Origin of the sequence: Mesorhizobium sp. LMG 17147 (genome assembly GCF_024297145.1) — a bacterium.
In the GTDB taxonomy this organism is placed as follows: domain Bacteria; phylum Pseudomonadota; class Alphaproteobacteria; order Rhizobiales; family Rhizobiaceae; genus Mesorhizobium.
Genome location: NZ_JANCTC010000002.1, coordinates 111,377 through 124,143, shown reverse-complemented (window position 1 = coordinate 124,143; position 12,767 = coordinate 111,377). Strand labels below are relative to the sequence as shown.

Genomic DNA, 12,767 nt, shown 5'->3' with positions numbered 1-12,767 from the left:
CAACACAAACACGGAGACGAACAATGACCAAGATCGCAATTCTCGGCGCCAACGGCCGGCTCGGCCGCACGGTGGCCAAGGCCTTCCTCGATGCCGGCTACGATGTCCGCGCCGTCACCCGCGGCGGCAAGGTGCCGGCCGAGCTTAAAGGCGCCACGGCAATCGCCGGCGACGCGCTCGACCGCAACGCGCTGATCCGCGCCACCGAAGGCGTCGACATCATCTTCAACGGCCTCAACCCGCTCTACACCGACTGGGGTAAGTGTCTGCCGATGGCGGAGAACGTCATGGCTGCCTGTCGGGCGAACGGCGCACTGCATCTCTTCCCGGGCACCGTCTACAATTACGGCTCGCCGATGCCGGCGGTGATCGCCGAAGACACGCCGTTTCGCCCGACGACGGAAAAGGGCCGCATCCGCGTCGCCATGGAAGATCTGTTTCGCCGCGAGGCCGACGCGGGTCGGGTGCGCACGATCCTGCTGCGCGCCGGTGATTTCTTCGGCGGCACCGGCAGCGGATCGTGGTTCGATCTGGTTGTCGCCGCCAAGATGACCAAGGGTATCTATACGGCACCAGGACCGGTCGATCTCGTGCATGAATGGGCCTATCTGCCCGACCTGGCCAAGACCTTCGTCGGGCTGGCTGACAATCTCGACAAGCTCGGCTCATACGAGGCGCTGAATTTTCCTGGCCATGCGGTGACCGATCTGGACATCAAGGCGGCCGCGGAGAAGGCGCTCGGGCACGCGCTGAAGCTGACGAAGATGCCGTGGTGGGTGCTGCGCGCCGGCAGCCCGTTCGTGGCGATGTGGCGCGAGATCGTTTCGATGTCCTATCTCCGCTTCGAGCCGCACCGGCTGGCTTCAGCCCGGCTGGAAGGCATTATCGGTACGATCCCGCACACGCCGCTGGAAGATGCAGTATCGGAAGCGCTTGAGGATATCGGCGTCGCCACAACCAAGCCGGTGCAGCAAGCTGCCCAATAAGGAAGTTGAAAAAGACGGATGGTCTGACGGTCATCCGCCGCTTGTCCGGACCAATGATTGCGCTCAGATCCGGCCCATCAACAGCAGCACCAAGACAACGATCAGGATGACGCCGACGATGCCGGATGGGCCGTAACCCCAGGACCGAGAATGCGGCCACGCCGGAACCGCGCCGATCAGGATAAGAATAAGAATAATGATGAGAATGGTGCTGATCGTCATCAGAAAATCCTCGCTTTGAGGTTGCAATGACGAAACAATGCAGAAGGCCGCCCATTGTTCCCGGGCGGCCTTTGCTTGATCAGGGCAGCAATCGGACTCTATTCGGCGGCCTTCGGGAAGGCGATCGCCGGTTCGGCGCCCAGATCGGCCCCCAGGCCTTCCGAGGAGATCTCGGCCTTGCGACGGCCCAACAGGCGACTGAACCAGCCACGGCGCGCACCGGGTTTGACCTTGGCGCGCGTGAACACCATCAGCATCGACGGCGTTACCACCAGCGTCAGCACGGTGGCGAAGGACAGCCCGAAGACGATCGCCGAGGACAGCGAAATCCACCATTGCGTCGACGGCGCGTTGATCGTCGTCTCGTGGTGGAAGATTTCGAGGCCGAGGCCGAAAGCGATCGGCAGCACGCCAAGAATCGCCGACACTGCCGTCAGCACCACCGGGCGGGCACGTTCGCGGCAGGTCTGCAGAACGGCTTCGTATTTGTCCCAGCCCTCTTCGCGCAATCGGTCATAGGTGTCGATCAGCACGATGTTGTTGTTCACCACCACGCCGGCCAGCGCAATGACACCGATGCCCGACATGACGATGCCGAATGCCTGTCCCGTCAGCAGCAGCCCGAGGAACACGCCGATCGTCGCCATGACCACGCAGGACAGCACCAGCCAGACGCTGGTGAACTTGTTGAACTGCGCCAGAAGCACGATGAAGATCAGGAAGATCGCCGCACCGAAGGCTTTGCTGAGGAAGGCCCCGGCCTCCGCACTGTCCTCATTCGAACCGGCAAGCTTCCAGCGAATGCCGCTGCCGAGGTTCATGTCGGCGACAGCTTTGGTGACCTCCTGCTGGACGGCAGCCACCTGGGCGCCGGCTGCGACGTTGGCCTGGACGACCACCGTTCGCGCACCGTCGATGCGGTTGAGGATACCGACCGTGGGCTCCGGCTTGCGCACGACGAAGTTCGAGATCGGCACCGAGCCTTGCGCGGTCTGCACCCTGAGTTCGTCGAGCGTCGACAGCGTGCGCCGATCCTCGGGCAGGCGCAGCCTGATGTCCACCGCATCGTCGGCGCCGGCGGGCCGGTACTCGCTGAGCTTCAGCCCGTTGGTCACCAATTGCACGACCGTCCCGACCGCGGTCGGACTGATGCCGTACTGCGCCGCCTTGGCGCGATCGACTTCAAGCGCCCAGTCGACGCCGGGCGGCGCCAGACCGTCGGAAATATCGATGACGCCGGGCACCTTGGCAATGCGCGCGGCGACGGCGCGGGCTTTGTCGTCAAGGCCCTTCGGATCGACGGCCGAAAGCCTGATCTGGATCGGCTTGCCGGTGGGCGGGCCGGCTTCCGGCACGCGAACCTCGACGTCGACACCGGGAATGCCGGCCATCACGCCGCGCAGTTCGTCCAGGATTGAGTTCGCCGATTTGCGCTCCCGCCAGTCGACGAATTCGTACTGGATCACGCCAACCACATCTTCTGGGACATCCTGGCCGCCGCCCTGCGTCTTGCCGACACGGGTATAGACGGACTTCACGCCCGGCCAACCGAGCAGCCGATTTTCCGCCGTCTTGGTGGCCGCATCCATTTCGGCAAGCGAAAGATTGCCGCGGGCGTGGACATAGAGCAGGCCGTAGTCAGGTTCGACATTCGGGAAGAATTCGACGCCGGCGCCGAATTTCGAATAGGCGTAGCCGACGCCGAACAACAGCGCCACAGTGAGGACAAGCACGGTGATGGGATAGTGCACCGCCTGCTTGACCACGGCCATGTACCAGCCGTCGCGATTGTCGTCGGGGTGATGGGCCGGCGCCTTGGCAAATATCGCGCCCAGCGTCGGTGCGAAAACCAGCGCATAGAGCATCGAGGCCGAGAGCGTCACGATCAGCGTGATCGGCATATATTTCATGAAGTCGCCGATGATGCCCGGCCAGAACAACAGCGGCGAGAAGGCGGCAATGCGCGTCATCGTAGCCGCGATGACCGGGCCGGCCATGCGCTTGGCGGCAAGCGCGAACGCCTCTTGCTTCGGCATGCCCTCGCTCATGCGACGCTCGGCGAATTCTGTGACGATGATGGCGTCGTCGACCAGCATGCCGACCGCCAGGATGAGGCTGAACAGCACGATCATGTTGATCGTGTAGCCCATCATTGCCAGCAACAGGATGCCGATCAGGAAGGATGAGGGGATGGCCAATCCGATCAGCAGCGAGGCACGGCCGGACAGCGCGTAGAGGATAACGATGAACACCAGGATGACGGCGATCATGACGTGGTTCTGCAGGTCGCCGAGCAACTGGTTCACGAAAACGGACTTGTCTTGCGTGTAGGTGACGTGCATGCCCTCCGGCATCGTCTTGATGAAGGCGTCGGACACCTCCCTGACCTTGCCAATCGTATCGATCAGGTTGGAGCCGATGCGCTTCTTCACCTCGATGGCAATCGCCGGCTTGCCGTCGAGGCGGGTAACCGTCTCGGCGTCCTTGAAGGTCGAGCGGATGGTGGCGATATCCTTGGCCTGCACCACGGCATTGGGTCCGGCGACGACCGGAAGCGCCGCCACATCCTCTGGCGTCTCGATAAGCGACGGCACCTTGACTGCGTATTTGCCCTCGGACCCTTCGATATTGCCGGCGGCGACAAGACTGTTGGAAGCGCCGACCGCACCGATCAACTGGTCGAGCTGCAGCCCGTAGGAAGACAGCTTCATCGGATCGATGACCACTTCGACGAGGTCGTCGCGCGCACCCTGCAGCGAGCCCTCGAGCACGCCAGGCACTTCCTCGATGCGGTCGCGCAGCTCGCGCGCCGCCGCCGTCAGCACGCGCTCGGGCACCTCGCCCGACAGCGTCACGACCAGGACGGGGAACTCGGAGATGTTGACCTCTGAGACCACGGGCTCCTCGGCCGCTTGCGGCAGGTCGGCCTTGCCGTCCTGCACCTTGCTGCGCGTGTCCTGCAGCGCGGTGGCGAGATCCGTCTGTGGCTGGAATTCGACCAGCACATAACCGCCCCCCTGGAAGGCGGCCGAGCGCATCTCCTTGAGGCCCTTCAGGCTCTTCAGCTTGGCTTCCATCGGCCGCAGCAGGAGGCGCTCGGAATCTTCCGGCGAGATGCCCTGGTAGATCAGGCTGACATACATCATCGGAATCGGAACGTCCGGTTCCGCTTCCTTCGGCGTCGACTGGTAAGCAACCGCACCGGCAAGGATGAGAAAGACCAGGACCGAAATGGTCAGCCGGGCATTGCTGATTGCAAGTTTGACGATGTCCATGATTATTGTGTCCCGGTCGTCGCTTCGCCCAACAGCTTTTGGATGGTCGCCTGGTCCGCTTCGACCGGCTTGACCATTTCGCCTTCCTTCACCAGCTCCTGGCCGGCGACGATGATGCGGGCGTCGGCCGGAATGCCGCCGAGCACCAGGCCGGTCGGCGTGTCGTCGACCAGGTCGATCGGGAAGAACACGACCTTGTCGTCCTTGTCGACGGCGCGGATGCCGAGGTCGCCCTTGTCGCCGAGCGTCACCACCGAGCGCGGCAGCATGACGGCGTCGGTCGGCTGGGCGCTGAGCGCGATTTCGGCCGTCATGCCGGCCGGTACGGAACCATCTGCATTCGGGATGGCGACTTCGACCCGGAAGGTACGGGTTGCCGAAGATGCATCCCGGCTGATGTAGCGCACGATGCCCTCGACGTTCTGGCCGCTGACCAGACGCACATTCGCCTTGTCACCGATCTTCAGATAGCCGAGATCGCGTTCGCTGACCTCGCCGCGCGCAATCACCGGGTCGAGGCTGAGAATAGTAGCCACCTCGCCGCCCTGCATCACGGAACTGCCAAGCTCCACCGGCACCCGGTCGATAACGCCGTCGAAGGGCGCCTTCACCTCGTTGCGGTCGAGTTCGGCTTGCGCTGCGTCCAGTTGCGACTTGGCCAGCGTCAGGTTGGAGCGGGCTGTATCGAGCTGCAACTTGGGCAGATTGCCGGTTTTCATCAGCCGCAGGGCAGCAGCCAGCTCTGCCTCACGCTGCACGACAAGCTGTTTGGCATTGTCGACCGCCGAGATTTTTTCCTCGGCGGCAAGCATCAGGATCAGGTCGCCGGTCTTGACGTGCTGACCCTGCTTGACCGGCAGCTTGTCGATGACGCCGGCGACGCGTGTCGCCAGGACGGCGCGCTTGTCGGCTTCGGTCAGTCCGGAAATGCGGATAGCGCGTGCATAGGTGCGCCGCGGCGGGGTTATGACCGCGACCGTACGTAACGGCGCCTTGGGCTGTTCCGCCTCGGCAGTCCCCGGCTTGGCAGCCCCCTGTTCGCCAGTTTGGGGCTTGCCTGCGTCGGCTGTCTTGGGCTGTTCGACCTCTCCTGCCTTGGGCTTGTTGTCGGCGGACGCGCTGCCGACGGACGAGAACTCGCCTGTCGCCATCCAGCCGGCGAAACCGATGAGCACAACAATGGCTGCAAGCTTGTGAAACCTGAATTTCGGCATCGTTATTTTTCCAGTGCGCGGGGTTCGGCCAGGCCGCATCTTCTACTTGGGGCGCGTCGCCGATATGGGTGCGCGCGAGGCCGTATTCAAATTGCCGTGATCGGCGAAGCGCGCTTCTACCTCAAAGTTGCGGCGCAATATAGTCAGAAAAGTTGATGGATTGTTGCTTTGTTCGCAAAGATGCGGCTGCAGCATCGGCTGTTGATCGCCAAAACAGCGGTATGGCAGCAAGTGTCAGGATAATCGGACAGATTGCGATGTCATCTGCTTTGCGGAGGAGCGAGAGCAATCCCAGGAAAAGTGTGAAACGGTTTCCGTCCGGAATTGCGTCAAAACAAAAAGAAAAAGATAGAGCGGTTCGGCGTTTCCGAAAGGATTGACCGTTCTAGGCCGGACGGCGGGCGGCCTCGGGCTGCTTGCGCGCCGCAAGAAACTCCTTGACCCGGCGGCCCGGCGCGGGCCCGCGTACCGGCTTCAGGCCGTCATCGAGCTCGCTGGACAGATCGATCGTCGGCCGCTTGCCGACGGCGTCGTAATTTTCTTCCAGCCAGTCACTGGCCGCGGTGCGGCCGAGGTCGCGCAGATAGGCAAGGAACGCCCATTCGGCATTGACCTTGGAGGATGCCGACAAATCCTTGAACGCTTCGTCGGCATCGATGCGGTGCATGCGTATGTCGCGATATTCGCCGTGCGGCAGTCGGCCGGCGGCGATCAATTCCTTGACGAAGGCGATCGAGCGGAATTCGCGCAACAGCCCGGCATTGAAGGTGATCTCGTCGATGCGGTTTTGAATCTCATTGGCGCTCTTCGGCGTCCCCTCGCGGACCACCGGATTGATCTGAACCAAAAGCACGTCCTCGGTGGCCGCCGTCTTGAAGAACGGGAACAGTGCCGGGTTGCCGCCATAACCGCCATCCCAATAGGGAACGCCCTTGATCTCGACGGCACGGAACAATTGCGGCAAGCAGGCCGACGCCATCACCGTGTCGAGGTCGATCTCGCCATCAGAGAAGACCCGCAACTGGCCGGTCTCGACATTGGTAGCGGAAATGAACAGTTCAATCGACTTGCAGGCGCGCACATTGTCGAAATCGATCTCACGTTCGACCACGTCGCGCAGCGGATTGATGGCGAGCGGATTGGCGACATAGGGCGAAAATACCCGAGACATCGTATCGAACAGGAAATAGCCGGGCGTGTTCTCGATCGACCAATTGCCCCAGGCGACGTCCCAAGGCATGCGCTGCACCGGGCTGAAGCGGCCCTTTGCCGCCACCGCACGCCAGAAATCGTCGAGCTTGCGCCGCGCACCCTCGACGCCGCCGCGGACAAAGCCGTCGGCCAGCGCCACGGCATTCATGGCGCCGGCGCTGGTGCCCGAAACCGCCGTTATATCGAGGCGCCCGTCCTCCAACAGCCGATCGAGCACGCCCCAGGAAAACGCCCCGTGCGAGCCGCCGCCTTGCAGCGCGATGTTGATCTTCTTTGGCTCTTCCACCTTGCCGTTTTTCGGCATGGCGTGGCCCTTGACCGCTGGATGGCTCACTGAGCGGTCCAGCCGCCATCGACAGAGATGTGCGTGCCGTTGATCTGCGCCGCCGCATCCGAGCATAGGAACACTGCCGCCGCCGCAACCTGCTCGACGGTAACGAACTCCTTGGTCGGCTGCTTTTCGAGCATGACCTCGCGGACCACCGTCTCGCGGTCCATCTTGTTGGCCTTCATCTGATCGGGGATCTGCGCCTCGACCAGCGGCGTCAGCACATAGCCCGGACAAATGGCATTGCAGGTGATCTTGTCGCGCGCCAGCTCCAGAGCGACAGTCTTGGTCAAGCCCATAATGCCATGCTTGGCCGAGACATAGGCCGACTTGAACGGCGAGGCGACAAGGCCGTGGGCCGAGGCGACGTTGACGATCCGGCCGCCACCAGCCTGTTTCATCAACGGAATGGCGGCGGCAATGGTGTGGAAGGCCGATGACAGGTTGATGGCGATGATCGCATCCCACTTCTCGATCGGGAAGCTTTCCACCGGCGCGACATGCTGGATGCCGGCATTGTTGATCAGGATATCGACCGAGCCGAATGCCTCGGCTGCCTTCGCCACCAAAGCCCGGCACTCGGCCGGCTTCGACATGTCGGCTTTGACATAGGCGGTCCTCACCTTGTGGTGCTTCGCGATCGCGTCTGCGATGGCGTGGTCGTCTGCGGTATCGGAAAAGGAATTGACGACGAGGTTGCAGCCTTCGGCCGCGAGCGCGTGGGCAATGGCCAGGCCGATGCCCGAGGTAGAACCCGTGACGATGGCGGTTTTTCTGGTAGTCAAGGCTGGCTATTCCTTTGAAGTGGGTTCCCGCGGAACCATGTTGCACTGCAGCATATAGGTTCTCTGCCATCCAAGAACAGCGGATGTGTGGAGCAATGACATGAAATTTTTGTCATGAGGACCTCTCTTATCTCGACGAGAGAGGTGTCCAGCACCGGCTATTGCGACCGGCTTCCGTAAGTATGCGAGGGAAAAATCCTCAGGCGACGAGGTCTGGGACCGGCCCGATATAGCGCGACTGCGGCCGGATCAGCCGTCCGCTCGTCTGCTGCTCGCGCGCATGGGCAATCCAGCCGGCGACGCGCCCGGCAGCAAAGACATTGGTGAACGCCTCTTTCGGAAAGCCCGCCGCTTCCAGCAGAAGTGCTGTGAAGAACTCGACATTGGTCTGGAGCGAGCGCGACGGCTTGGCGATGCGAAGCACTTCGAGCGCCGCTTGCTCCACGCTCTCGGCAAACGCCAGCCGGTGGCCGGCTTCGCCCTTGGCGCCGAGTTGCCGCACCACCGCTTTCAGCACGTCGGCACGCGGATCGCGCACGCGGTAGATGCGATGCCCGAAGCCCATGATGCGGCGGCCGCGCCCGATCTCGTCACGCAGCCAGCCGGCGGCGTCGCCATGCGCCTCGATCGTGTCCAGCATCTCGATCACCGGACCTGGGGCGCCGCCATGCAGCGGCCCCTTGAGCGCTCCGAGCCCGGCCAGCACCGCCGAAGTAAGCCCGGCCTGCGTCGAAGCGACCACGCGCGCGGCGAAGGTCGATGCGTTGAGGCCATGGTCGCAAACCGTCACGAGATAGGCATCGAGCGCCTTCGTCAATTTGGGCGAGGCCGCAATGCCAGTCAGCATCCGCAGCATGTCGGCGGCATGATCGGCCTTGCTATCAGGCGCAATCGGGCTTTCGCCGCGCTGCAAGCGCAGCAAGGCCGGCGTCAGCACGGCAGGTGCCGCAACCAGCCGCAGCGCGTCCGGCAATTTGCCGCCGTCCGGCAGCAGCGCAATGCCGGCGCGCATCGCGCTGAAGATATCGAGGGATGCGAGAAACGGCAGCAAGGGTTCGATCTGCTTGAACACTTCGCTGCGCGCCCGACCGATCGCGTTCGCCAGTTCCTTGTCGCCGGGAAGATCGTCGAAAAAGCCATCGAACAGCAGATGGACCACCTCGGCGTATTTCCAGCGGCCTGCCAGTTCGGGCAACGAATGGCCCCGGATGGTCAGGCGGCCGCCAAGACCGTCAACATCGGAGAGCACCGTTTCCGCCGCCACCACATCATCGAGCCCATTCGCCATTGGTTTTCTCCTTGACCCTTTCCGCGCGGTAGATAAGGGTTGGCGACTGGATCATCAATCTTGATCAACAGAATCAACATGACAGGACTGACATGACGGAGTGGCTGACGCGGGACGAGGCCCTGGAGCGTCTCAAGGTGCGCGCCCAGACGCTCTATGCCTATGTCAGCCGCGGGCGCATCGGCATGCGGCCGGACCGGGCGGATCCACGCCGTAGCCAGTATCGCGCCGACGACATCGCGGCGCTGGCGAGCCGCCGGGCGCGCGGCCGAAATCCCCAGGCCATCGCCGAAAGTGCAATTGCCTGGGGTGAGCCGGCGATAGCCACCACGATCTCGACCGTTTTGCACGGCCGCCTCGTCTATCGCGGCCAGGATGCGGTTGCACTCTGCGAGGCTGCCACACTGGAGCAGACGGCAAATCTGCTTTGGGCATCTGACGCACCAGTGTCGTTTGTCTCGGCGAGCCGCCACGGCAACGGCGCAACTGGCCGGCCAGCCGCCTTCGTGGAATTGGCCGCGTTGGCGGCCAAGGGCCGGCCTTCGCTCGGCCGCCGATCAGCTTCGCTCAACCACGATGCGGCCGGCGCCATCGCCGCCCTGGCCCAGGCGCTCGGCGCGATTCCCGGAACCGGTGCCGTGCACGAAAGGCTGGCGCGGGGATGGTCGCTCGATGCGGCCGGCGCAGACTTGATCCGCCGCTCGCTCGTACTGTTGGCCGATCACGAATTGAACGCATCGACCTTCGCCGCACGGGTCGCCGCGTCCACCGGCGCACCTGTTTCGGCCTGCCTGCTTGCCGGCCTCGCCACGCTCTCCGGTCCGCGCCATGGCGCCGCCGCGGAGGCCGTCATGATATTGGGTGAGGATGCGCAGAGATTGGGGCCGGAGGCGGCCGTCGGACGCTGGCTCGGTCACGACATGCCACTGCCCGGATTTGGCCATCCGCTTTATCCCGAAGGCGATCCGCGCGCCGAACCTTTGCTGGCCGCTATCGATGTCGATGATGGGCTGCTGCGGCTTTGCGATGCGGCCTTTGCGGCAACGGGCATGCGCCCGAACGTCGATTTCGCCTTGGCTGCGCTGACGCGCAGCCTCCGCTTGCCGTCCGATGCGCCGTTCCGTCTGTTTGCGCTCGGCCGCAGCGTCGGCTGGGCCGCGCATGCCGTGGAACAGGTGACAAGCAACGGCCTGATCCGGCCACGCGCCCGCTACCAGGGACCGCTGCCGGAGTTCCATTAGCTGGCGGCGCAATCCCGGGCCCTTTTTTGGGTGCTGGCGGATTTAAGCTTTAGATAGAATGGTCATACGGCTCATGAAAAGTCGGAGAGCCCGCTGCGCGGCCAGGGCTGGCGGCTCGGACGGATGCCATTCCCGGAAATGACCATCGAGCGCCATGCGTGCCAACCCATACACGAGTGCACGCGCGGCAAGCACAAGATGATCAAAGTCGATGTCGGGAGCAAGCCGACCGTGTTGTTGCGCTTGCGTCAGCAAGTCGATCATCCTCCGCCGAATAGCCTCATTCTGATGACGAAGGCTGTCCGACGCTTCAAAATCAATTAGTGTTCTGGAACTGATGATCTGGAAATGCGTGGGGTTGGTAATTGCCCATTCCAGATAGCCTTGTCCGATTGCTTCGAAAGCCTCAATGGGATCTGCGCTGCCGATTTTCGACTGCGCCTTGGCAACAGCCTCTGTCAGCCGATCCATGGCTTGTTCGGCGACCGCGGTTAGCAACGCTGTTTTCGATCGAAAATGCCGGAATGGTGCGCCGGGTGAAACGCCAGCACGTTTTGCGGCTTCGCGTACGGAGACATGCTCGGCTCCCCGTTCCTCGATGATCTCCACGGTTGCCGTGATCAAGGCCTCGACAAGATTGCCGTGATGGTATCGCTTGGCATGTCCGGCTTCGTCGGAATCAGTACTCTTGGTCATCTCAGCCAAATAGCACGAGAGCGGAATGTAAACACTGATTATTTCCCTTGCGTTCGAGCCCTGCGTATGTAATCAATGTTTACATCGCAACGGAGGTTACCATGTTTCGCATCACCGCAACGACTGCCCTCGCTTTCTCCTTATTGTCGCTCGTGTCTGCCGAGGCCGAGGATCGGCCCACCCTGGAAATCGCCTGGCCGACCGCCGGTTCAGTTGTCGAACTGGGCAATGCTCCTGAGAAGGCGATAGGCGTCGTCGTCAGGAGCAACTTCAGGCTGCTCCCTGCGGGTGAGTGTGGGGAAATCAGCCAATGCGGCCACGTGCATATGAAGATCGATCCCGACGGAGACACCTGCAACGTCCCCGGCAAGCCGTACAACAGCATGAACAGCGACTTTGGCGGTGACCTTATCAAGGCCCGTTTCGGCCATTGCCCGAATGCCGCCGGCAGACACGTAATCGGCGTGCTTCTTGCCGATGATCATCACCGGCCCATTCTAGTAGACGGCAAACCTGTTACCGCTCTGGTGACGGTGACCACGAAATAGAGCATGCCACGAGGCATAACATGGATGACATCTCCGCCTTTCGAGACGAAGATGTTTTATCACACGGTCTGCTAAAGGAAGTTTCGGCCGGCACTTCGCCAGCCGGCAATCAGGACATCGTGTCGAGCTTGCGCTGCATCGCGGCGATCTGCTCCTTCAGTTCCTGAAGGTCGTCGGGTTTTTCCGGTGTTTCCTTCCTGGCCGGTTCGGCCGGCGCTGCTGCCGGCGCAGAGCCCGCAGGCGGGAACGGTGTGAACAGCCGCATGGCGTTCTGGAACATTTCCATGTTGCGCCGCGTCTGCTCCTCCAGCACCTTGATCGGCGTGGCGATCTTCATCATGTCCATCGGCGACTTGCCGAGCGCATCTTTCATCTGCTCGCGAAAGCGTTCCTGCTCCTTAGAGAAGGCCAGCATCGACTGCTCGAGAAAGCTCGGCACGATCATCTGCATCTGGTCGCCGTAATAGGCGATGAGCTGACGGAGGAACGGGATCGGCAGCATGTTCTGCCCGTCCTTGTTCTCCAGCTCGAAGATGATCTGGGTCAGCACCGGATGCGTGATGTCGTCACCGGTCTTGGCGTCCTGGACAGTAAAGTCCTCGCCTTTTTTGACCATTTCAGCGAGATCCTCGAGCGTCACATAGGTGCTGGTGCCCGTATTGTAGAGACGGCGATTGGCATATTTCTTGATAACAATAGGTTCGTCTTTTGCGGCCATCTGCATCCTCCCCGGACACCGGGCAGCTTAAGTAAGCCGCCGGTAACGATTGCGCCTTTTTAAAGGATATGCGCAAAAGCGTCATGAATCCAAGCAGTTTGTGCAGTGCGGGAACATTTTATGCTGCGCAGCACGGACGGGCCGCCGTTGCAGCGGCGTGCGGCATGCTTGCGGCAGTCGGACGCCATGCCCATTTCGGGTTTGACTCGGGTTGTGGAAAGGGCAAGAAAAGTCCCCGACGGCACCCGAAATCG

Annotated in this window: 11 protein-coding genes; 3 read left to right on the top strand and 8 right to left on the bottom strand. The window is 62.3% G+C overall.

Features of this window, described 5'->3' with window-relative positions; genetic code table 11:
• Positions 1-23 precede the first annotated feature (23 nt).
• Positions 24-986 carry an SDR family oxidoreductase gene (locus NMG46_RS04335; protein ID WP_254816509.1) on the top strand — a complete coding sequence of 321 codons (963 nt, stop codon included), beginning with the start codon at positions 24-26 and terminating at the stop codon, positions 984-986.
• A gap of 63 nt (positions 987-1,049) precedes the next feature.
• Here the strand turns inward: NMG46_RS04335 and NMG46_RS04330 are convergent, their stop codons facing one another.
• The 6 genes from NMG46_RS04330 to NMG46_RS04305 all read right to left on the bottom strand — a co-directional run bounded on the left by NMG46_RS04330 (position 1,050) and on the right by NMG46_RS04305 (position 9,310).
• Complete coding sequence (locus NMG46_RS04330) at positions 1,050-1,208, bottom strand: DUF3309 family protein (RefSeq protein WP_023678456.1); 159 nt, start codon at positions 1,206-1,208, stop codon at positions 1,050-1,052.
• A 98-nt stretch (positions 1,209-1,306) separates the two neighbouring features.
• On the bottom strand, positions 1,307-4,483 hold the full coding sequence (locus tag NMG46_RS04325) for an efflux RND transporter permease subunit (RefSeq protein ID WP_254816508.1): 3,177 nt from the start codon (positions 4,481-4,483) through the stop codon (positions 1,307-1,309).
• Positions 4,484-4,485: 2 nt separating this feature from the next.
• Positions 4,486-5,697, bottom strand: coding sequence for an efflux RND transporter periplasmic adaptor subunit (locus NMG46_RS04320; RefSeq protein WP_254816507.1), 1,212 nt, complete (start codon positions 5,695-5,697; stop codon positions 4,486-4,488).
• Positions 5,698-6,082: 385 nt separating this feature from the next.
• On the bottom strand, positions 6,083-7,213 hold the full coding sequence (locus NMG46_RS04315; protein WP_254817058.1) for a patatin-like phospholipase family protein: 1,131 nt from the start codon (positions 7,211-7,213) through the stop codon (positions 6,083-6,085).
• Between the two features lie 26 nt (positions 7,214-7,239).
• On the bottom strand, positions 7,240-8,022 hold the full coding sequence (locus NMG46_RS04310) for a 3-hydroxybutyrate dehydrogenase (protein WP_254816506.1): 783 nt from the start codon (positions 8,020-8,022) through the stop codon (positions 7,240-7,242).
• A gap of 199 nt (positions 8,023-8,221) precedes the next feature.
• Positions 8,222-9,310, bottom strand: a complete 1,089-nt coding sequence (locus tag NMG46_RS04305; RefSeq protein WP_254816505.1) for a citrate synthase/methylcitrate synthase — start codon at positions 9,308-9,310, stop codon at positions 8,222-8,224.
• 92 nt (positions 9,311-9,402) lie between these two features.
• On the opposite strand from NMG46_RS04305, the gene NMG46_RS04300 reads away from it, so the two are divergent.
• A complete protein-coding gene (locus NMG46_RS04300) occupies positions 9,403-10,551 on the top strand; it encodes a citrate synthase (protein WP_254816504.1) in 1,149 nt (382 codons plus the stop codon).
• Between the two features lie 42 nt (positions 10,552-10,593).
• On the opposite strand, the gene NMG46_RS04295 is transcribed toward NMG46_RS04300, so the two are convergent.
• Positions 10,594-11,247 carry a TetR/AcrR family transcriptional regulator gene (locus NMG46_RS04295; RefSeq protein WP_254816503.1) on the bottom strand — a complete coding sequence of 218 codons (654 nt, stop codon included), beginning with the start codon at positions 11,245-11,247 and terminating at the stop codon, positions 10,594-10,596.
• A gap of 101 nt (positions 11,248-11,348) precedes the next feature.
• Between NMG46_RS04295 and NMG46_RS04290 the strand changes: the two genes are divergently transcribed.
• Positions 11,349-11,795 carry a hypothetical protein gene (locus tag NMG46_RS04290; protein WP_254816502.1) on the top strand — a complete coding sequence of 149 codons (447 nt, stop codon included), beginning with the start codon at positions 11,349-11,351 and terminating at the stop codon, positions 11,793-11,795.
• 109 nt (positions 11,796-11,904) lie between these two features.
• Here NMG46_RS04290 and phaR read toward each other — a convergent pair whose 3' ends face one another.
• On the bottom strand, positions 11,905-12,513 hold the full coding sequence (phaR, locus tag NMG46_RS04285; protein WP_254816501.1) for a polyhydroxyalkanoate synthesis repressor PhaR: 609 nt from the start codon (positions 12,511-12,513) through the stop codon (positions 11,905-11,907).
• Between the last annotated feature and the right edge of the window lie 254 nt (positions 12,514-12,767).

Coding starts and splice junctions, on each gene's coding strand:
- NMG46_RS04290 (WP_254816502.1), top strand. CDS start 11,349: ATGTTTCGCATCACCGCAACGACTGCCCTCGCTTTCTCCTTATTGTCG.
- NMG46_RS04325 (WP_254816508.1), bottom strand. CDS start 4,483: ATGGACATCGTCAAACTTGCAATCAGCAATGCCCGGCTGACCATTTCG.
- phaR (WP_254816501.1), bottom strand. CDS start 12,513: ATGGCCGCAAAAGACGAACCTATTGTTATCAAGAAATATGCCAATCGC.
- NMG46_RS04320 (WP_254816507.1), bottom strand. CDS start 5,697: ATGCCGAAATTCAGGTTTCACAAGCTTGCAGCCATTGTTGTGCTCATC.
- NMG46_RS04295 (WP_254816503.1), bottom strand. CDS start 11,247: ATGACCAAGAGTACTGATTCCGACGAAGCCGGACATGCCAAGCGATAC.
- NMG46_RS04305 (WP_254816505.1), bottom strand. CDS start 9,310: ATGGCGAATGGGCTCGATGATGTGGTGGCGGCGGAAACGGTGCTCTCC.
- NMG46_RS04315 (WP_254817058.1), bottom strand. CDS start 7,213: ATGCCGAAAAACGGCAAGGTGGAAGAGCCAAAGAAGATCAACATCGCG.
- NMG46_RS04300 (WP_254816504.1), top strand. CDS start 9,403: ATGACGGAGTGGCTGACGCGGGACGAGGCCCTGGAGCGTCTCAAGGTG.
- NMG46_RS04335 (WP_254816509.1), top strand. CDS start 24: ATGACCAAGATCGCAATTCTCGGCGCCAACGGCCGGCTCGGCCGCACG.
- NMG46_RS04330 (WP_023678456.1), bottom strand. CDS start 1,208: ATGACGATCAGCACCATTCTCATCATTATTCTTATTCTTATCCTGATC.